Source organism: Rahnella sp. CJA17(1/100) (genome assembly GCF_963881615.1).
In the GTDB taxonomy this organism is placed as follows: domain Bacteria; phylum Pseudomonadota; class Gammaproteobacteria; order Enterobacterales; family Enterobacteriaceae; genus Rahnella; species Rahnella aceris.
Map to the genome: position 1 here is coordinate 139,143 of NZ_CAWOJA010000044.1, position 18,509 is coordinate 157,651.

Genomic DNA, 18,509 nt, shown 5'->3' on the forward strand with positions numbered 1-18,509 from the left:
AAACGTTCGCCGTCCGCTGAGGCTGGCGACAAGGAGCAGCAGGTGAGTAAATTACGGGTTGGTATTATTTTCGGTGGTAAATCGGCAGAGCATGAAGTGTCACTGCAGTCGGCAAAAAACATTGTGGATGCGATTGATAAACAACGCTTTGATGTGACATTGCTGGGCATTGATAAGAAAGGGGAATGGCATATTAATGATGCCAGTAACTACCTGATCAATGCTGAAAATCCGTCGCTGATTGCCCTGAACCGCTCGAATAACCAGGTTGCACTGATCCCCGGTCAGACTGAGAATCAGTTAATTGAGACTCACAGCGCCAGCGCGTTGTCGCAAGTGGATGTGATCTTCCCGATAGTGCACGGAACGCTGGGGGAAGACGGTTCCTTGCAGGGGCTGCTGCGCATGGCAAATATTGCCTTCGTAGGGTCCGGCGTGCTGGGTTCCGCCGTGAGCATGGATAAAGATGTCACCAAGCGTTTGCTGCGCGATGCCGGTCTGGCGGTTGCCCCGTTTGTGTGCCTGACGCGTGCGAACCGTCAGAAAAATACCTTTGCCAGTGTTTCGCAACAACTCGGTCTGCCGCTTTTTATCAAACCGGCGAATCAGGGCTCATCGGTGGGCGTCAGTAAAGTCAGTGATGAGGATGGCTATCAGCGTGCGCTGGATGAAGCCTTCAGCTTCGACCACAAAGTGCTGGTGGAATCGGCCATTAAAGGTCGTGAAATTGAATGCGCTGTGTTGGGTAATGATCACCCGCAGGCCAGTGTGTGTGGCGAAGTGATCCTGCACGACGAGTTTTATTCCTACGATACCAAATACATCAACGAATCCGGTGCTTCCATTGCGGTTCCGGCTGATTTACCCCGTGAGACCCACGACCGTATCCGCGCCATTGCCTTGCAGGCATTTCAGGTGCTGGAATGTCGCGGCATGGCGCGTGTGGACGTTTTCCTGACAGAACAGGGCGATGTCGTCATCAATGAAATCAATACATTGCCGGGTTTCACCAACATCAGTATGTATCCGAAACTCTGGGCAGCCAGCGGGTTAAGTTACAGTGAGCTGATCACCCGCCTGATTGAGCTGGCGCTCGAGCAACATCAGCAGGATAACCAACTGAAGAGTTCTGCCAACTGATTATTCGAATTTTGCATTGAGATGAAAAGGCAGGGAGAAATCCCTGCCTTTGTCGTTTTCTTTGCTGATTATTCAACCACCAGCTTTACCTGTTTTCCGGCCAGACTCAGCATCAGAATCAGGGCATCGAGCGTAAATTTATCCGTCTTTTTGTTCACTACGTCAGAAACACGCGGGCGGGAAACTTGCAAAATTTTTGCAGCATCGCTCTGAAGCAAATTCTGATGGGCGATCCAGAGGCCAATTTCAGTCATCAGTTGTTCTTTGAGCGCCAGAGTATGGGCAATTTTACGCTGTGAATCGGCATGTAAAGCCTGTGCTTCGACAGCGCTGAATCCCAAATCGGCGAAAACATTTCCGCCTGCTGGTGTGATATGTCGTGATGCGACATCAATAACATCCTTTTTCATTTTCTCTCCTGTGGCGCTCCCGGACAATTTGGGCATAGCGGCTTTTTATAATGGAAATATCTTGCGGGCTGGTTTGCTGCTTCTTTTTCGCAAAGCAGTGCAGGATGTAAATGGCCTCGTCGAATTTAGCGAGATAGATAACCCGAAAAGTACCGGCAAACACATCAAGTTTGATTTCAACCACGCCAGCTCCCCAGTCGCTGACTGACTTCCATTGTGTTGGGGGAAGCCCATGCTGAATTTGTTCAAGTTCATAGCCTGCTCTTTTTCTGGCGTCTGTGGGGAAATCACGTAAATCCTTCAACGAACTTCCACGCCAGTCGATATCTTTAATCACCATCACTTTCCTTGTGTATAAAATTTTATACCTAAATATGCCTCACGCCAACGTCTTTATACGACAGCCAACGCCTGACGAGATAAGTAAGGAGAATTCTTGCGAGATATGCCGAAGAAAAGCACTTCCATGGGGTTAAAATAGCGGTGAGTAATTTTTCCAGCGCAGTGACGCGGGTACGGCGGAATCAGCGGGCGTTGTGTCGGCGCATCTGGCCTGAAATATTTTCCGGGTGATCAGAAGCAAAATGGCAGATGCGGCAAAACTCAGGGCATCAAGCAGCAGAATGCTGAGTGGCGAAACAACATTGAACATAAGGAAATAGAAGAGAAAAATGTAGCACAAGGTCAGGCGGGCAGGGAGCATTCAGAGAAATTTTTCATAAAACACAGACACGAAAAAGGCGGCAAATGCCGCCTCTTCTGCTTACTGCTTTTTTACTGCTTACTTCAGCTTATTTATACAGTTCAGCTGTGCCGTACAGATGGTTATCACCTGAAGCACCGATGATACGGTAAGAGCTTGCACCGGCTTCGCTGGCTTTAGCATTCAGTTTGTCCTGCAGGCTGCTCAGGCTGTTACCTGATGTTGCGCTGACGACACCAATTGCCTGCTGACCTGCCGGTGCGGACTGAACTTCAGTCGCTGCCAGAGTCGAGAATGAAGCGGTAGCCAGTGCGATTGCAGCAAGAGTCATTGTTAAGTTTTTCATGTTATTTTCCTCATTTCGTTTTTTTTGAGCTTTGCCAGGCGTTGTCATCAACGTTCATTTAATGTGCAAAGCTGTCTTCTGTCCGATACAACATCTAGCTTATTAATCGTTAACTAAATGCTGTTGTACCCTTAAATTGCTTTTTCTTGTGCTTATTTATACAGCTCAGCAGTACCGTACAGATGGTTTTCACCTGAAGCACCGATGATACGGTATGAGCTTGCACCCGCTTCGTTGGCTTTTGCATTCAGTTTGTTCTGCAGGCTTGATAAATCGTTGCCTGAAGAAGCACTTACCACACCAATTGCTTGTTGACCTTCTGGTGCAGACTGAACTTCAGTCGCTGCCAGGGTAGAGAATGAGGCGGTAGCAAGCGCAATTGCAGCTAAAGTCATAGTGATATTTTTCATGATGGTCTTCCTTTTTATCTGTTTATCAGCAGGTGATTATTAGGTCCGACTGTTATTTCTTAACAGTTGATAAGTAAATGTTAGACCTGGATCACATTCTGTGCAACTCATTTATTTATTAATCGTTAACTTATTGTGCGGAACAATCTGCTAACGAAATCTTCAGGCCTTATTTATACAGCTCAGCAGTACCGTACAGATGGTTTTCACCAGAAGCACCGATGATGCGGTATGAGCTTGCACCGGCTTCAGTGGCTTTCGCGTTCAGTTTTGACTGCAGTGTGCTCAGGTCACCGTTTGAAGAGGCGCTGACAGTACCGATAGTTTGTTCACCCGCAGGTACAGACTGAACCTCAGTCGCCGCCAGGGTAGAGAAAGAAGCGGCAGCAAGTGTCAGTGCTGCGATTGTCATTGCGATAGTTTTCATGATGTTAATTCCTGTTCGTCAATTTTTTATTCGGGGTGCCTTATTCAGGAACCTCAGTTTCGGGTCAACGTTAGTTATTAGTTAACGTTCGATAAGTAAATGATAGGGAGTGTTGAGAGTTTGTGCAAGATGTTTTTTTAATGACCGTTAACTAATCGTGCTGTGATGAATGTCACGCTAAACGCGGTTTTTGTTTTCATTTTGTTAAATGAATGTTTTTAAAATAATTCGCCATAAGAATTGAAAATCCTTTATGCATAATTTTGCTGAATGAATCTTTAATGATCGCTAAGTTAATGGTTGGTTCTGGCCAGCGAGGGTGATAAAACATGGGGCGGCCAGGAAAAAGATAAGGCGACATAAGCCGCCTTATCGTGATTCCTGCCCTGACGGTCTGTCATCAGGCTCCGTGGTCATTAGTAATAAACAGAAGCGGGCTGATGACCAGAGGTTGAAGGCGCAGGTGGCTGAGTGGGAGAAGTAGGAATACGGCCCTGTTCGATTTTTTTGTTCGTACAGGTGGCCGGGTTACAGAAGTTACTGTCACCGGTCACATTGACCATCCGCACTTCCTGACTCTGCAAAGGCATCATGATAACCTGCTGTGCGGCAACATTGGCAACCGGTACAGCGGTTAATGCCAGAACTGCAAGAAGGATTTTAAAGTTACTCATGATGTTACGTCCTGAATGTGTTGTCTGCAAAAGGCTTATAAAAGCGTTTTAGTTGTGCAGCTTTGCGGGTTTGAGTGATTTTATTATCGCTCGATAATTAAATGATAAACTCCGCTGGACTTGTGCGCAACTATTTTTAATAATGATCGTTAAGTTATTTCTATAACTATTTTAATAACCATAATCACAATGGTGATGGAAGGAGGGTGTATGAGCACTGAACAGACGGCTTTGGTCCGGAAAAGTCGCGGTCGCCCAAAACAGTTCGATCGTGGAACTGCTCTGAGCAAGGCCTTGAATTTATTCTGGCGCCATGGTTACGAGGCCACTTCATTAGCCGATTTGGTCGAAGCAACCGGTGCAAAAGCGCCAACTTTGTATGCCGAATTTGGTAACAAAGAAGGGCTTTTCCGCGCAGCCGTTGAACATTATCTGAAAAACTTTTACGAAAAGAGCTCATGTTTACTGAGCAGAACAGATTTGTCCGTTGAGGATACGGTTGGGCGCTATCTGCGTGCCATCGTAGAGCTGTTTACCGACTGCGACACGCCAAGTGGCTGCTTTATGATCAGCGCATCATCCGGGATGTCTTCATCTTCTGCGGATATTGCCGAAATGCTGCGTGCGCGCCACCTTTCGCAGGAACGCACTCTGTTTGAATATTTCGAGAAGAAAAAACAGAGCGGTGATTTGACTGCGGTAACCGACAGCGCGCTGCTGGCGAAATACCTGGCCTGCACCATTCAGGGCTTCTCCGTACAGGCCCGTGACGGCGCAAGTTCTGATGAACTCAACCGGCTGATTGACGTGGTCATGAATCTGTGGCCGGAGCTGACCAAAGCCACGGTTGTCAGCAAAGCCGCACATTAATCACTGAGTTAAGATAATTGTTAAGAAAGAGAATAGAACGTCAGGTGCTGAGTCTTTCGGGCCTGGCGTTAGGCGGTATAGACTTTGAGAATCCGCCGGGTGACCCGGGACTGTTTGGCCCTGACAGCATCACCTGGCGAATTCACGGAGACTTCTCATCCATGCTTTGTGGCGGCGTCAATGCCTTATTGCTGCAAATGCTTCATCCGCTGGCGCTTGCCGGTGTCTGGGATCATTCCTCATTTCGTGAAGATATGCTCGGGCGACTTCGTCGCACCAGCCAGTTCATTTCCGGGACGACTTTTGCGCCTGTTAATGACGCTAACGCGTTAATCGAAAAAGTAAAATCCATTCATTTGCGGGTGACCGGTACCGATGCTTACGGCACGCCTTATGCGGCCAGCGATCCGGATTTACTGGTCTGGGTGCACGTAGCCGAAGCGTACAGCTTCCTGCAATCGCATCTGCGTTATCGCAATCCTGCGCTCAGCCTGAGCGATCAGAACCTTTATTATCAGGAGTTTTCCCGTGTGGCGAAAAGCCTGGGGGCGGGAAATGTGCCGGAGAGTGTCGATGCGGTAGAAGCTTATTTGCAGGCGATGCGCCCGCAGTTGCGCTGCGATGAACGGACGCTTGAAGTGGTAAGATTATTGCAGAATGCACCCGCGCCGAGCCGTCTGGCCAGACCGGTGGGCAGCCTGATGATTCAGGCTGGCATTGAATTATTGCCTGAGTGGGCAGCCATGCAACTGGGGATTTCCCTTTCCCCGCCGAAGCGCCGGAGGATTCGTTTCGCCACCCGTTGCATTTCAGGGGTATTGCGCTGGGCGGTGAGAAACGGCTCATGGCACCGGGCCATGCGCCGTATGGGGCGTCTGCACTGACCGTTAAAGATGCGGATAAACGCCCGGACCGATCGGCAGACCCAGCAGATACCAGCCCACCAGCATCAGCAGCCACACCACGAAAAACACAATCGGATACGGCAGCACCAGCGAATAATAGGTGCCGAGTTTCGCTTCTTTGTTGTAGCGCTGCAGGAACCCGAGGAACAGCGGCACAAACGGCGACATCGGCGCGAGCGGGATCACCGAAGAATCCGCGACGCGGAACACGATTTGCGCGAACGCCGGATGGAAACCGAGCAGCATAAACATCGGCACAAATATCGGTGCCAGAATCGACCAGATGGCCGAGCCGCTGGCGATAAACATACACAGCAATGCCGACAGGAAAATCAGGCCGAGAAACGCCGGGATGCCGGTCATGCCTAAGTTTTCCAGCACATCCGTCAGCCCGATCGCCATGAATTTCCCCATATTACTCCAGTTGAAAAACGCCACAAACTGGGAGAGCGGGAACACCATCACAATAAAACCCGCCATGGATTTCATCGGATCCACCAGCAAATCCGGCACGTCACTGGCGCTGCGGATCTGCTTCGTCACCATGCCGTAAGGCACTGAAATCACGAAAAAGAACAAAATAATCAGCGGCACGATGCCCTGAATAAATGGCGAAGGGATGATGCCGCCGGTTTTCGGATTGCGCAGCGGCGAGGCTTCCGGCACCACCAGCAAGGCGACCAGGGCGATAAACACCAGCGCCGCAATGCCGCTCGCCATCAGGCCACGGTTTTGTTCCGGCGTCAGCTTTTTCATCTCTTCGTTACGCTCGCCGTGATACACCGGCAGGCGCGGTTCAACGAATTTATCGGTCAGAATGGCACCCACGATGGTCAGCAAAATCACCGAGGCCGCCATAAAGTACCAGTTGTCGATCACACTGACCTGAACCGCCGGATTAATCGCCTTTGCCGCCTCGGTACTCAGACCGGATAACAACACATCGGTGGTCACAATCAGCAGGTTAGCCGTGAAACCGCAGCCAACACCGGCGATAGCCGCCAGTAAACCAGCCACGGGATGACGTCCGACTGCGAGGAAAATCAGCGCGCCCAGCGGCGGCATCACCACCAGTGCGGCATCCGACGAAATGTGGCTGAAGAAGGCGATAAAAATCACCATATAGCTGGCGTAACGGGCGTTTACTTTGGACGCCATTTTGTACATCAGGCTTTGCAGCAGCCCGACGCGCTCCGCCAGTCCGGCACCAATCACCAGCGCCAGAATCGAACCTAGCGGGGTAAATCCGCTGAAATTTTTAATGACGTTCGGCAAAATCCACTGAATACCATCCACACTCAGCAGGTTTTTTACATGGATTACCTCACCGTTGGTTGGGTTTACTGCCGTAATATTCAGCCATGAAATCACCGCGCTGGCGACCATCAGCACGGCAATCAGGTAAACAAATAACAAAAACGGGTTGGGAATTTTATTCCCCACACGTTCAACCCACTGAAGAAATCCCCCCGGACTCTGGCCGGAATCTTGCGCCTGAATACTCATCTGTTAACCCTCTGTCGTGTTTGTCTTTTTTATATTTATGCCGCTCATCCGTGCCGGAACGGGACGCGAATGAGCGGTTTACATCATTAACTGACACCCGTGATTTATTTCAATGGCGAAGGTTTTACGCCTGCCGGGATCGGGCACTGATACGGGCGTCGTGCACGTTGTGCATCGCGCTCTTTCTGACAGGCCGTCAGTAAATCCGGCCGGGTGAACAGGTCTATCGCGGTCGATGACATGATTTTCGCTGCCAGACACATGCCTTTATGGGCGATGGAGGTCCGCCCCTGCGACACAATCTGCCAGGTATGCAGCGGCGAACCGACGGCAAAACACGGGCTGAAACACTGCGCCGTCGGCACCAGCCAACTGACATCACCGACGTCCGTCGAACCGTAGAGGATATTGCCGTTCGGGGCATACGGAGCAACAGAGTCTGTCAGCGGGGAATGGCGCAGGGTTTCGGCGAATTCCACGCCTTCCGCGCCGCTGGTACGGGAGATATTCAGCAGATTGTTTTCGATATCCTGTTCGCTCAGCGTGGCATGAATCGACGCCGCAAACGCCCGCTCTTCGGCGGTGTAATGCGGAGTGCCGAAAGCCTGCACATACTGATACATCGCGCTTTCCAGTGTGCGGTTGGGCACGTAGTTGGAACAGGCCTTGTCAAAGCGCATCGACATCTGTGTGCCGGTCATCAGCGCTGCGCCTTTGGCAATATCCACTACGCGGTCGAAAATCGCGTGCGCCTGATCCATTTGCGGCGCGCGTACCAGATACAGCACTTCGGCGTCTGCCTGCACCACGTTGGGCGAAATCCCGCCCGCGTTGGTGATCGCGTAATGCAGGCGCGCTTCCTGAATGATGTGCTCACGGAGGAAGTTCGCGCCGGTATTCATCAGCGTCAGGGCATCCAGCGCGCTGCGACCCAGATGTGGCGCGGCGGCGGCGTGTGAGGACACGCCTTTAAAGCTGAACGACGCCTGAATATTGGCCAGCGTCTGGTTGCTGAACATGCCGCTGTAGGTTTCCGGGTGCCAGGTCAGTGCGGCATCGACGTCATCGAACAATCCTTCGCGCGCCATAAAGGTTTTGCCGGAGCCGCCTTCTTCACCCGGGCAGCCGTAAAAACGCACCGTGCCCTGAATGTTTTCACGTTCCATCCAGGCTTTTACGGCCAGCGCGCCACCGAGTGCCGCCGTGCCGAGCAGGTTATGGCCGCAGCCGTGGCCGTTACCGTTTTCCACCAGTGGCTGCGCTACATCGCAACCGGCTTTCTGGCTTAAACCGGCCAGCGCGTCGAATTCGCCGAGCAGGGCGATCACCGGTTTGCCGCTGCCGAAGCTGGCGATAAATGCCGTTTCCATGCCACCGACGCCGCGCTCAACAGTAAATCCGCTGGCGTCGAGTTTGTCGGCCAGTAATGCAGAAGAGAAGGATTCGACAAAACGGGTTTCAGGATGGTCCCAGATGGCATCGCTGATTTCTGCCAGCGCGGGCTGCTGATTATCGATGAAATCATTGATGAAATTCACGACGTTCTGTTGATGTTGCACTTGCGACGTCATCAGCGTTCCCCTTTGAATTCAGCGATATTCAGCGCCAGTGCCGCCAGGGTTTTAATGCCCTGGGACATCACTTTTTCATCGAAATCAAACAGTTCATTGTGATGACCCGCGCTCAGATCAGTGCCGAAAATGACATAAGAGGCTTCGCCACCGCGGGCTTTTACGCGCTCCATCATATAGGTGGCATCTTCCGAACCGGCCGCGCCTTCCTGACGGTCTATGATCTGTTCGAATTCGCCGAGTTTTTCCGCCTGCCGGTGGATGTAATTCACCCAGGCTGGCGTTGGCGTGCTGCTTTGCGCCGCGCCCATCAGGGTGATGTCGAATTTCACCTGATGCATTTCGGCTGCGCCGGAAATCACTTTCAGCGCCTGCTGGTAAATAAATTCGTTCACCTCATTGGTGGTGCCACGCGTTTCTACTTTCATCGTGGCGCTGGAAGGCACCACATTGCGCCCGGTACCGGCCTGTAAAACGCCGACATTGATGCGTGAATCACCGCCGCTGTGACGCGGGATCGCATGCAAACCCAGTGTTGCCTGCGCCGCCGCCAGCAGGGCATTACGGCCATCCTCCGGCTTGCCGCCCGCATGTGAGGCCACGCCGGTGAAGTGCACGTCGAGCTTGGTCGTTGCCATGAAAGTATCGTTACCGCACACGATGTGATTAGCCGGTACGCCGGTGCCGATATGCACGGCGGTGAAATACTGCACGTCGTCCACCACGCCCGCTTCAACCATGGATTTCGCGCCGCGCGTGCCTTCTTCGGCAGGCTGGAAAATCAGCTTGATGGTGCCACAGAGCTGGTCGCGAACCTGCATCAGCACGTCTGCCAGCCCCAGGCCAATGGTGGTGTGACCGTCGTGACCGCAGGCGTGCATCATGCCGTTATTGGCCGAAGCAAACCCGTCGCGGAACGGGCGGTGCTGGTCTTCCAGTACTTCGTTTAAATCCAGCGCGTCCATATCCACCCGAAAACCCATGACCGGGCCGGGACGACCGGTTTCCAGCGTGGCGACAATCCCGGTGAAACCACCGGAGAAATGCGGCATCCAGCGGGCAATCGCGCCTTGTTCCAGTGCGCGCTGCTCCTGTTCGGCCAGCACGGCAGCGGAAGGCAGCCCCATACGCGAATCAGCGTCGATAACTTCTTTGCCGAGTTGCAGTGAATAGCCCAGTTTTTCCAGACGATCGGCCACCAGCGTGGAGGTACGAAACTCCAGCCAGCCGGATTCGGCGTATTTATGCAGATCACGACGTTGCTTTTGCAGGGAAGGGAACAGCTTTTCTACACGTTCAGAAATCTCATTAACCATCACGGACTCTCTTTTTACACAGACATGCAGGCTTTCCGCACAGCGGCAGAAAGGAGGAAATCAAAGCTTCGGGAAGTGCAGACCCGCACGCAGAAAGCGGCGAAAGGTGGCCTGATATGATTTTCAATGTACATAAAGCGTTCAGGGCATATAAGATGCCAAAATCTTCTTAGTGATAATCAGGGGTTATCAAAGAATCTCATGCCATCACAAATAAAAATGCATCAGTTGCGGGCGTTTGTTTCGGTCGCACGTCAGGGCAGTATTCGTGCCGCCAGCCGGATGCAGAATCTTTCACAGCCCGCGCTGACCAAATCAATTAAAGAACTGGAAGAAAATCTGGGGGCGAGGTTATTTGTCCGTCGCCGTCAGGGTGTGACGCTAACTGATTGTGGTGACGCGTTTTTTAAGCGCGCAAGCCTGATTCTGGAAGAGCTGAGGGTGGCGCAGGAAGACATCGCTCAACGCCTCGGCGGGACCAGCGGCAGGGTCAATATCGGCGTCGGTGCCAGCATTGCCCGCACCATCATGCCGGAAGTCATTGACCGTTTTCACCGTGAATTCCCCCATGTGAAGGTGCGGATTGCCGAGGGACAACTGGTATCAATGATCCCAGAGCTGCGTCAGGGCGAGCTGGATTTCACCGTGAATACCTATTATCAGGGACCCTTTGATAACGAACTGTTATATGAAAAGCTTATGGATAAAGAGTATCGCGTGGTGGCAAGGCGTGGTCATCCGATGCAGCATGCCCGTTCGATGCAGGAGCTTTTGCATTGCGACTGGACGATGCCGACGCCACGCGGCAGCTATTACAAACTGCTCAGCGAAGTGTTCAGCGAAATGGATGCCGAGCCGAATATCAGTGTGATTTGCGAAACTTTTATGTCCTGCACCAGCCTGATCGCCAAAACCGATTTTCTCAGCGTGTTGTCCGTCGATGTCATTAACGATCCGGTGATCGGCCAGAGTCTGGTCGCGCTGGATCTTGATCTGCCGCTGCCGAAAGCCACGTTCTATCTCATTCAGCGACGTGATACCACGCTGACGCCGATGGCCGCGCATCTGGCGCAGCTGTTTCGGATGTATTGCCGCTGATGTTGATATTTTGACAAAAAAGCACCTGTTTTAATGATTTATCGGGGATTTTTGGGAATATTGCCCGTTATCGGCCTGGCTTATCCGTTCTACACTGACCATCACAGGGAATAATAAGCTTCCTGATATTGTTGAGGTCATATGCGCCAGTCCGACATTGTTGCTGAAGTCAGTAACGACAAACAAACCCTGACCGCGCTGGTCGAGCAGGATAACCGCGTGGTGTATTTCTATATTTTCGCCCGCGAAGATTTGCGCGACCGCTTTCCGAAAATGCGCGCCTGCTGGGTACGTAATCTGGTGCCCGCACCGCTGAACGATGACACAGAGGCAATGGAGCAGGGGATTGCCCCGATGCTGGCGGCGCAATACTGCCGCAATCTGGAGGGCGAAGCGCCGCTGGAGCCTGCACAAATTCAGATCCTCTGGAATGAAAGCGATGACGGCGCGGCGTTGTGGTATCAGGGATTATTGCTGGCGGTGATCCCCGGCTGGAGTTTGTATATCGACCATTCGGTGTGTTATTCCGCCGGCTGCATTAAACAGAATCCGCTGACCTTCCCGCTGGGTTCTGCCTCGACCAACACGCAATGTGAACTGGCAGAAAAGACCCGCCTGTTCTGGCGTGACTGGCAAAATGAATTCAGCAATCCGTGGCCGAAAATCCAGCGCAAGCTGCTGGAATCCTACGAAGATCGCTTTGGCTCATCACTGAAATATTATCTGATCAATCAGGGCAACTGGCCGCCAATGGCGATTTCCCAGCATGAAGACGAAGAAAACTATTACTTCTTCACGGTCGGCATGAGTATCCGTCCGATGCCGCAAATTGATATTGTTTTCAACGATGAAGCAGAAAAGCATCGTCGCATCGAACTCGCATTTTCGGTCGGCAAAGAATATGTGACAGAAGAAAATGCCGTGCAGATGGCCAGCGCGTTATCCGGTTATGCACAGATTCCCTGGACGACTCTCAGCTGGTTGGGTGAAGGCCACACGCTGATGTCGCCGATGGCACCGCTCGGCTTTGAAGGACACGTGATTTCCTCCGCATTATGCGGTCCGGCAGACAAAATGCGTCTGCCAAAAATTTACGGGGATCCGGTGAATCTGTTTTGGGTCAGTCCGGTGTTTACCAGCGAACTGGAGTTTGCGCAGGCCAGACCGAATGGCGGATTTGAACTGGTCGCCGCGATGATCAAGAACGATATCGGGTATGTGTTTGCGCCGAGAAGTGCGGTGGTCTGATGAGTAAGAATACCGATCTGCTCCCTCCCCTGCGAAGGGGAGGGTTGGGGTGGGGTATTAAAGAAGAATCAAAGAGTTGAAGAGTGCAGTACCTATTGTGTTGTCTTTAAAACCCCCTCCCAGCCTCCCCCTTCGCAGGGGGAGGAGCAAGGCAAAAACCTAAACCGGTTTAATTTCCTGCTGAAAATCCTCAGCATCCACATCATATCCCGACGGTTCCCAGCGTACCGCTGTCAGTACGATTAAGCCCGCCAGTGGCGCTAACGCGATCACCCAGAACACGCCGGTGCCGAGTGCGGTGGAAAGCACCGGAAACAGGAACAGTGAAAGGGTGGAGCTGGCGCGCATCAGCGTCTGATTGAAGCCGACACCCATGCCGCGCAGTGATGTCGGGTAGCTCAGTGACGCAAATGTCATGGTGTGCGATCCCGGACCGAAGCCCTGACCGAACAGGAATAACGCCAGCATGGCGATGGAAATCGCCGCTTCGCCACCGTCTGCCGGGCGGCCGACCAGAGCCAGACCGATCATCGCCACCAGCTGGCAGGCGTAACCGGCGTAGGTCATTTTCCATGCACCAAATTTCGACACATACCGTACCGCAATCAGACCACCGACAAAGGCGAAGCACAGGTTCAGACCGAGCGAGAACAGAATGGTGCTGATCATCGATTGTTGCAGGAAGCTGGATAAAATCACCGGTAACCCGAATGCCACAGCGTTATAGGCAAATGACGAGGCCACCGCCGTCACGGTCGCCAGCACGGTGCGCCGCAGATAAATGCCCTGCAACAGCGTGCCGTAGTTACGCCATGCGGCTTTGCGCACTTTCACCTGCGGTGTTTTGTCCGCATCTTCGGCCACTACCGCATTGATGTTGTAAGACTTTCTCAGGATCGCCGCAGCACTTTGCAGGTCGCCCTGATTGGCCGCCCAGACCGGCGATTCATTCATATAACGGTGACGGATAGCGATAATCAGAATCGCAGGCACTGCGCCGAAGCCGAGGATCAGACGCCACAACCAGTCGGTGTGCGTGGCAGGCAGTACTGCGTAAAGCAGCAGCACCAGCAGATACGAGACGCTGATCGCCGCGTACCACGTCGGGCACCACATTGCCACGCGCGAGGCTTTATTGCCGCGCCCCTGAAGTTTTGAGAACTCCGCCAGAAACGCCATCGCCACCGGTAAATCGATGCCGACGCCTAATCCCATTACAAAGCGCGAGCCACCGAGCACCCATTCGTTGGGCGCAAAGGCGCAGGCCAGCGCGGCAATCACGAAGAAGAACATATCAGCCATAAAGACGCGGTAACGGCCGATTTTGTCGGTCAGATAGCCGCCGAACAATGCGCCGACAATCGCCCCGAAGGTAATCGCCGAGGCCACAAAGCCCGCGCCGGAAGGCGTCAGCCCAAACTGGCGGGTGATGTCTTTCATTCCGAAAGCCAGCGCACCGAGGTCATAAGCGTCGAGGAAAACGCCGCCGAGTGCGATAGCAATCACGATGCGTGCGTCGCTGATTTTCGCTGCGCCGCGGTTCACTAACTGAGTAATATCGGCAGCGGAACGAATCACCACCGGCTGGTCAGACGCAGAATCTGCGCTGTAATCCCCTGAAGAGGCGGTCTGAGAGGCCGCAATTGAATCAGACATTGTTGTGTTTACGCTTTTTGACAAAAAACCAGCATAGAGGCGAGGTGATGCCGGTCACAAGTCCTGATTAGACGTTGCGTGAAAACAAATGGCTATAAGTTAAAACAAAGTGATCTAAAAGGCAGCGGTGAACATCTTCTTCGGGGGAAACAGCCTGTCTTGTCTCAGTGATTTAGCGGATAAGCTTCGAACATTTATGCATTTTACTCCGCTTCCGCCGCCTGCTTTTATGGCTCACTCTCCGTTTCCCTGCGCGAAATTGGACTATTCTTGTTAGCAGCTTGTTTATTCAGATGAAAGCCGAAAGACAGAGCAGTCGCCGGGCGACAAAAACCAACATAACCCGATAAGAGGATAGAACATGACTGTAACAACTGGGCGAGTACGGGGATTTTCAGTGGCAGCACTGGCGCTGGCTTCCGTGTTAAGTTTCAGCGCACAGGCCGCTGAGGATGCCGTGCGTGTCGGCTCAAAAATTGATACCGAAGGGTCGCTGCTCGGTAACATTATTATTCAGGTGCTGGAAGCCAACGGTATTCACACTACCAATAAATTGCAGCTGGGAACGACGAAAGTGGTGCGTGGCGCAATCACCGCCGGTGAAATCGATATCTATCCGGAATACACCGGCAACGGCGCGTTCTTCTTCTCCGACGATAAAGACCCGGCGTGGAAAAATGCGCAGGCCGGTTTCGATAAAGTCAAAAAGCTGGATTACGACCAGAACAAAATTGTCTGGCTGGATCCGTCTCCGGCCAATAACACCTGGACTATCGCGGTACGTCAGGACGTCGCGAGTGCGCACAACCTGAAATCGCTGGGTGATTTGGGCAAGTACATCAGCAGCGGCGGCGATTTCAAACTGGCGGCGTCAGCCGAGTTTATCGAGCGTCCGGATGCCTTACCGGCGTTTGAGAATGCCTATGGCTTCAAGCTTAATCAGGCGCAACTGTTGTCTCTGGCGGGCGGTGATACGGCGGTGACTATCAAAGCGGCCGCTGAGCAGACTTCCGGCGTCAATGCGGCAATGGCTTACGGCACTGACGGCCCGGTAGCGGCGCTCGGCCTGCAAACGCTGGAAGATCCGAAAGGCGTACAGCCGATTTACGCGCCTGCGCCTGTCATCCGCGAGGCCGCACTGAAAGCGCATCCGAACATTCCTGAATTGCTCAAACCGGTGTTTGCTTCGCTCGATACCAAAACGCTGCAAGGGCTGAACGCGAAAATCGCGGTTGATGGTCAGGATGCGAAGAAGGTGGCGGCGAAGTACTTGCAGGAAAAAGGTTTCGTTAAAAAATAACCGGGCAGTGACCGCCCTGAGCACGATCTTCGGATCGTGCTCTCTGATATCAGGTAATGTTTTGACTTATCACTCACCCGTTAAAAACCGCGTCCTGCTGACGCTGGTTTTGCTGCTGTTGCTGGCCGGTTTCGGGCTGGCTTTTGTCAGCCATGCGCCCAACCGGCTGGTATCCGGTAAAGGCATTTCACTGGCGAGCCTGCTGCATGGCTATTCTGCGTTACTCCTGTTGCCTGCCGTTTTGCTGCTGGCCTGCGCCTTTCTGACCCTTTATGGTCGCCATCATTTGCTGGTGATGCTGCTGGCGGAAATCCTGCTGGCCGTGCTGGTCTGGCTGGCCGGTCACAGCGCGGTGCAACTTGCGGGGGGCGATGAAGACAGTATCGCGCGCACCTCACTCGGCGGGGGTTTCTGGGCAGGTGCGGCGCTTTGTCTGCTGATCGCCTCCGACGCCATTTCCCGTTTTACCCGTAATCACAGCCTGCGTATTTTGCTCAACGTGCAGATGATCGTGCCGGTGGTTTTGCTGCTGGCGTACGGTCAGCTTGCTGAACTTTCGCTGCTTAAGGAATATGACAACCGTTCCGACGTGTTCAACGATGCGCTGTGGCAGCATCTTGGCATTTTGTTTGGCACGCTGGTGCCTGCGGTGCTGATCGGTCTGCCGGTCGGGTTGCTGTGTCACCGTAAACCCCGCTGGCGCGGGCCGGTATTGTCGATGCTGAATATTATTCAGACCGTGCCGTCGATTGCGTTGTTTGGCCTGCTGCTCGCACCGCTGGCGGGGTTGGCAAAAGCGCTGCCGTGGCTGGCTGAACACGGCATCAGTGGCATCGGGCTGGCACCGGCGATTATCGCGCTGGTGCTGTATTCGCTGTTGCCGCTGGTGCGCGGGGTGATTGCCGGGCTGGAGTCGGTGCCGGAATCGGTGATCGAATCTGCCCGCGGCATGGGCATGAACCGTGCGCAGGTGTTTTTCCGCGTGCAGATGCCGATTGCCTTGCCGGTTATCCTGACAGGTGTGCGCATTGTTGCGGTGCAAACGGTCGGTATGGCGATGGTTGCGGCGCTGATTGGCGCGGGCGGACTGGGCGCCATCATGTTCCAGGGTCTGCTCAGCAGTGCGCTGGATCTGGTCTTGCTTGGGGTGATCCCGGCGGTGCTGATGGCCGTTGTTGTCGACAGCGTCTTTAAATTTGCAGTCTCAATTCTGGAAACCACACGCAGATGATTCATTTCAAGCAGGTTAGCAAACACTTTGCCGGAAAAGCGGTCGTGCGCGATCTCACGCTGGAAATGGCCAAAGGCGAATTCACGGTGCTGATCGGCACCTCCGGTTCAGGGAAATCCACCACGCTCAAAATGATCAACCGGCTGGTGGAGCACGATCGCGGGGAGATTTTATTTGCCGGTGAACCGATAGAAAAATTCCGTGCGCAGGATCTGCGCCGCCGGATGGGTTATGCGATCCAGTCCATTGGCCTGTTCCCGCACTGGACGGTGGAAGAGAATATCGCCACCGTGCCGCAATTACTGAAATGGCCGAAGGCGAAAATCCGTGACCGCGTGACTGAACTGCTCGAACTCCTCAATCTCGATCCGAAACAGTTCCGTCATCGTTATCCGCATCAGCTTTCCGGCGGACAACAGCAGCGCGTCGGTGTGGCACGGGCGCTGGCTTCTGACCCGGAAGTATTGCTGATGGATGAACCTTTCGGCGCGCTCGATCCGGTGACCCGCGCGACGTTGCAGGAAGAAGTGGCGCGCATCCATAAAATCACTCACCGCACCATCGTACTGGTGACGCATGACATCGACGAAGCGCTGGCGCTGGCCGACCGCATCGTACTGCTCAATGACGGACAAGTGGTGCAGCAGGGGACGCCGCTGGAATTGCTGACCCGACCGGCGACGCCGTTTGTGCGTGATTTCTTCGGTGGCAGCGAGATGGGGATCCGCTTGTTGTCGCTGCGCGACGTGGGTTCGCTGATGCGGCGCGGCGAGCCGTATTCCGGCAGCCAGTTACCGCTGACTGATACCATGAGCCTCAGTCAGGCGCTGTCAAAATTTGTCGCGCAGCAGGCTCAGCAGTTACCGGTGGTGGATGAACAAGGGCAACCGCTCGGCGTGCTGCATTTTGCGGATCTGACCGCACCGGAGGGCAGCGCATGAAACGGGTATTTGCAGATCCTCTGATTTGGTTATTCGCTTTATTGCTGGCGCTGATTTTCGGTATGACCTCGCTCGGCGGGCTGTTCCACTGGATGTTTCCTGAACTCAGCAGGCCGGTGTATCAGCAGGAAAGCTTTGCCGCGCTGGTGAAAGCCCATCTGTTGCTGGTCGGCATTTCCAGCCTGATTGCGGTGATTATCGGCGTAGCGGCGGGGGTGGGCGTAACACGTCCGGCGGGCAAAGAATTCCGTTCACTGGTGGAAACGCTGGTGGCGATGGGGCAGACGTTTCCGCCGGTTGCGGTACTGGCAGTCGCGGTGCCGGTGATGGGATTCAGTGAGAAACCGGCGATTATTGCGCTGGTGCTTTACGGGTTGTTGCCGATCCTGCAGGGGACGATTGCCGGGATTGAATCGGTACCGGCGTCGGCGCGGGAGATTGCGCAGGGCGTGGGGATGAGCCGCTGGCAGATGCTGCGGAAAGTGGAAATTCCGCTGGCCGCGCCGGTGATTATTTCCGGCATCCGCACGTCAGTGATTATCAATATCGGGACGGCGGCGATTGCCTCGTCGGTCGGCACGTTAAGCCTCGGCTCGCCGATTATTATCGGCCTGAGCGGTTTTAATACCGCCTATGTATTGCAGGGTGCGGTAATTGTCGCGTTGCTGGCGATTTGCGTAGATATGCTGTTTGAACGCTGGAGCCACGGATTACAACGCTGGCAGCAGCGGTCAGTGGACGAATCAGTTCGTTGACG

The 18,509-nt window shown here is 53.6% G+C and carries 19 protein-coding genes; 9 read left to right on the plus strand and 10 right to left on the minus strand.

Annotation, left to right across the window (positions count from 1 at the left end):
* Positions 1–42 precede the first annotated feature (42 nt).
* Positions 43–1,140: a D-alanine--D-alanine ligase gene (gene ddlA, locus AACU55_RS17500; protein WP_037037176.1), complete on the plus strand. Its 1,098-nt coding sequence runs from the start codon at positions 43–45 to the stop codon at positions 1,138–1,140.
* Between the two features lie 68 nt (positions 1,141–1,208).
* Here ddlA and AACU55_RS17505 read toward each other — a convergent pair whose 3' ends face one another.
* From AACU55_RS17505 to AACU55_RS17530, 6 genes are all read right to left on the minus strand, one after another.
* Positions 1,209–1,550: a helix-turn-helix domain-containing protein gene (locus tag AACU55_RS17505; protein ID WP_013576354.1), complete on the minus strand. Its 342-nt coding sequence runs from the start codon at positions 1,548–1,550 to the stop codon at positions 1,209–1,211.
* Entirely contained in the window at positions 1,531–1,890 is a 360-nt protein-coding gene (locus AACU55_RS17510; RefSeq protein WP_134705835.1) for a type II toxin-antitoxin system RelE/ParE family toxin, read from the minus strand. Before AACU55_RS17510 ends, AACU55_RS17505 begins: the two co-directional genes overlap by 20 nt.
* A 451-nt stretch (positions 1,891–2,341) precedes the next feature.
* Positions 2,342–2,599: a multiple stress resistance protein BhsA gene (bhsA, locus tag AACU55_RS17515; RefSeq protein WP_015698031.1), complete on the minus strand. Its 258-nt coding sequence runs from the start codon at positions 2,597–2,599 to the stop codon at positions 2,342–2,344.
* 152 nt (positions 2,600–2,751) lie between these two features.
* Positions 2,752–3,009, minus strand: a complete 258-nt coding sequence (gene bhsA / locus AACU55_RS17520; RefSeq protein ID WP_015698030.1) for a multiple stress resistance protein BhsA — start codon at positions 3,007–3,009, stop codon at positions 2,752–2,754.
* A gap of 169 nt (positions 3,010–3,178) precedes the next feature.
* Positions 3,179–3,436: a multiple stress resistance protein BhsA gene (bhsA, locus tag AACU55_RS17525; protein ID WP_134705836.1), complete on the minus strand. Its 258-nt coding sequence runs from the start codon at positions 3,434–3,436 to the stop codon at positions 3,179–3,181.
* Between the two features lie 416 nt (positions 3,437–3,852).
* Positions 3,853–4,110, minus strand: a complete 258-nt coding sequence (locus AACU55_RS17530) for a hypothetical protein (RefSeq protein WP_013576348.1) — start codon at positions 4,108–4,110, stop codon at positions 3,853–3,855.
* A gap of 210 nt (positions 4,111–4,320) precedes the next feature.
* On the opposite strand from AACU55_RS17530, the gene AACU55_RS17535 reads away from it, so the two are divergent.
* Positions 4,321–4,980 (plus strand): TetR/AcrR family transcriptional regulator, encoded by a 660-nt coding sequence (locus AACU55_RS17535; protein WP_013576347.1) that lies wholly within the window; start codon positions 4,321–4,323, stop codon positions 4,978–4,980.
* Positions 4,981–4,997: 17 nt separating this feature from the next.
* Positions 4,998–5,864: an oxygenase MpaB family protein gene (locus AACU55_RS17540; RefSeq protein WP_134705837.1), complete on the plus strand. Its 867-nt coding sequence runs from the start codon at positions 4,998–5,000 to the stop codon at positions 5,862–5,864.
* A gap of 3 nt (positions 5,865–5,867) precedes the next feature.
* Here AACU55_RS17540 and abgT read toward each other — a convergent pair whose 3' ends face one another.
* From abgT to AACU55_RS17555, 3 genes are all read right to left on the minus strand, one after another.
* On the minus strand, positions 5,868–7,391 hold the full coding sequence (gene abgT, locus AACU55_RS17545) for a p-aminobenzoyl-glutamate transporter (protein WP_134705838.1): 1,524 nt from the start codon (positions 7,389–7,391) through the stop codon (positions 5,868–5,870).
* Positions 7,392–7,495: 104 nt separating this feature from the next.
* On the minus strand, positions 7,496–8,962 hold the full coding sequence (locus tag AACU55_RS17550) for a M20 family metallopeptidase (RefSeq protein ID WP_134705839.1): 1,467 nt from the start codon (positions 8,960–8,962) through the stop codon (positions 7,496–7,498).
* A complete protein-coding gene (locus AACU55_RS17555; RefSeq protein WP_134705840.1) occupies positions 8,962–10,278 on the minus strand; it encodes a M20 family metallo-hydrolase in 1,317 nt (438 codons plus the stop codon). Before AACU55_RS17555 ends, AACU55_RS17550 begins: the two co-directional genes overlap by 1 nt.
* Positions 10,279–10,479: 201 nt before the next feature.
* On the opposite strand from AACU55_RS17555, the gene AACU55_RS17560 reads away from it, so the two are divergent.
* The gene (locus tag AACU55_RS17560) at positions 10,480–11,376 is read left to right on the plus strand and encodes a LysR family transcriptional regulator (protein WP_013576342.1); all 897 of its coding nucleotides are present in this window, start codon (positions 10,480–10,482) and stop codon (positions 11,374–11,376) included.
* A 141-nt stretch (positions 11,377–11,517) separates the two neighbouring features.
* On the plus strand, positions 11,518–12,624 hold the full coding sequence (locus AACU55_RS17565) for a suppressor of fused domain protein (protein WP_013576341.1): 1,107 nt from the start codon (positions 11,518–11,520) through the stop codon (positions 12,622–12,624).
* Positions 12,625–12,783: 159 nt separating this feature from the next.
* Here AACU55_RS17565 and AACU55_RS17570 read toward each other — a convergent pair whose 3' ends face one another.
* The gene (locus tag AACU55_RS17570) at positions 12,784–14,280 is read right to left on the minus strand and encodes an MFS transporter (RefSeq protein ID WP_134705841.1); all 1,497 of its coding nucleotides are present in this window, start codon (positions 14,278–14,280) and stop codon (positions 12,784–12,786) included.
* Between the two features lie 361 nt (positions 14,281–14,641).
* On the opposite strand from AACU55_RS17570, the gene osmF reads away from it, so the two are divergent.
* From osmF to AACU55_RS17590, 4 genes are all read left to right on the plus strand, one after another.
* Entirely contained in the window at positions 14,642–15,580 is a 939-nt protein-coding gene (osmF, locus tag AACU55_RS17575; RefSeq protein ID WP_134705842.1) for a glycine betaine ABC transporter substrate-binding protein OsmF, read from the plus strand.
* A 61-nt stretch (positions 15,581–15,641) separates the two neighbouring features.
* Positions 15,642–16,811: an ABC transporter permease gene (locus AACU55_RS17580; protein WP_134705843.1), complete on the plus strand. Its 1,170-nt coding sequence runs from the start codon at positions 15,642–15,644 to the stop codon at positions 16,809–16,811.
* Complete coding sequence (locus AACU55_RS17585; protein ID WP_134705844.1) at positions 16,808–17,752, plus strand: ABC transporter ATP-binding protein; 945 nt, start codon at positions 16,808–16,810, stop codon at positions 17,750–17,752. Before AACU55_RS17580 ends, AACU55_RS17585 begins: the two co-directional genes overlap by 4 nt.
* Positions 17,749–18,507, plus strand: coding sequence for an ABC transporter permease (locus tag AACU55_RS17590; protein ID WP_134705845.1), 759 nt, complete (start codon positions 17,749–17,751; stop codon positions 18,505–18,507). The genes AACU55_RS17585 and AACU55_RS17590 overlap by 4 nt, the downstream gene beginning before the upstream one ends.
* Positions 18,508–18,509 lie beyond the last annotated feature (2 nt).

Coding starts and splice junctions, on each gene's coding strand:
- AACU55_RS17505 (WP_013576354.1), bottom strand. CDS start 1,550: ATGAAAAAGGATGTTATTGATGTCGCATCACGACATATCACACCAGCA.
- AACU55_RS17510 (WP_134705835.1), bottom strand. CDS start 1,890: ATGGTGATTAAAGATATCGACTGGCGTGGAAGTTCGTTGAAGGATTTA.
- bhsA (WP_015698031.1), bottom strand. CDS start 2,599: ATGAAAAACTTAACAATGACTCTTGCTGCAATCGCACTGGCTACCGCT.
- bhsA (WP_015698030.1), bottom strand. CDS start 3,009: ATGAAAAATATCACTATGACTTTAGCTGCAATTGCGCTTGCTACCGCC.
- bhsA (WP_134705836.1), bottom strand. CDS start 3,436: ATGAAAACTATCGCAATGACAATCGCAGCACTGACACTTGCTGCCGCT.
- AACU55_RS17530 (WP_013576348.1), bottom strand. CDS start 4,110: ATGAGTAACTTTAAAATCCTTCTTGCAGTTCTGGCATTAACCGCTGTA.
- AACU55_RS17535 (WP_013576347.1), top strand. CDS start 4,321: ATGAGCACTGAACAGACGGCTTTGGTCCGGAAAAGTCGCGGTCGCCCA.
- abgT (WP_134705838.1), bottom strand. CDS start 7,391: ATGAGTATTCAGGCGCAAGATTCCGGCCAGAGTCCGGGGGGATTTCTT.
- AACU55_RS17550 (WP_134705839.1), bottom strand. CDS start 8,962: ATGACGTCGCAAGTGCAACATCAACAGAACGTCGTGAATTTCATCAAT.
- AACU55_RS17555 (WP_134705840.1), bottom strand. CDS start 10,278: ATGGTTAATGAGATTTCTGAACGTGTAGAAAAGCTGTTCCCTTCCCTG.
- AACU55_RS17560 (WP_013576342.1), top strand. CDS start 10,480: ATGCCATCACAAATAAAAATGCATCAGTTGCGGGCGTTTGTTTCGGTC.
- AACU55_RS17565 (WP_013576341.1), top strand. CDS start 11,518: ATGCGCCAGTCCGACATTGTTGCTGAAGTCAGTAACGACAAACAAACC.
- AACU55_RS17570 (WP_134705841.1), bottom strand. CDS start 14,280: ATGTCTGATTCAATTGCGGCCTCTCAGACCGCCTCTTCAGGGGATTAC.
- osmF (WP_134705842.1), top strand. CDS start 14,642: ATGACTGTAACAACTGGGCGAGTACGGGGATTTTCAGTGGCAGCACTG.
- AACU55_RS17585 (WP_134705844.1), top strand. CDS start 16,808: ATGATTCATTTCAAGCAGGTTAGCAAACACTTTGCCGGAAAAGCGGTC.
- AACU55_RS17590 (WP_134705845.1), top strand. CDS start 17,749: ATGAAACGGGTATTTGCAGATCCTCTGATTTGGTTATTCGCTTTATTG.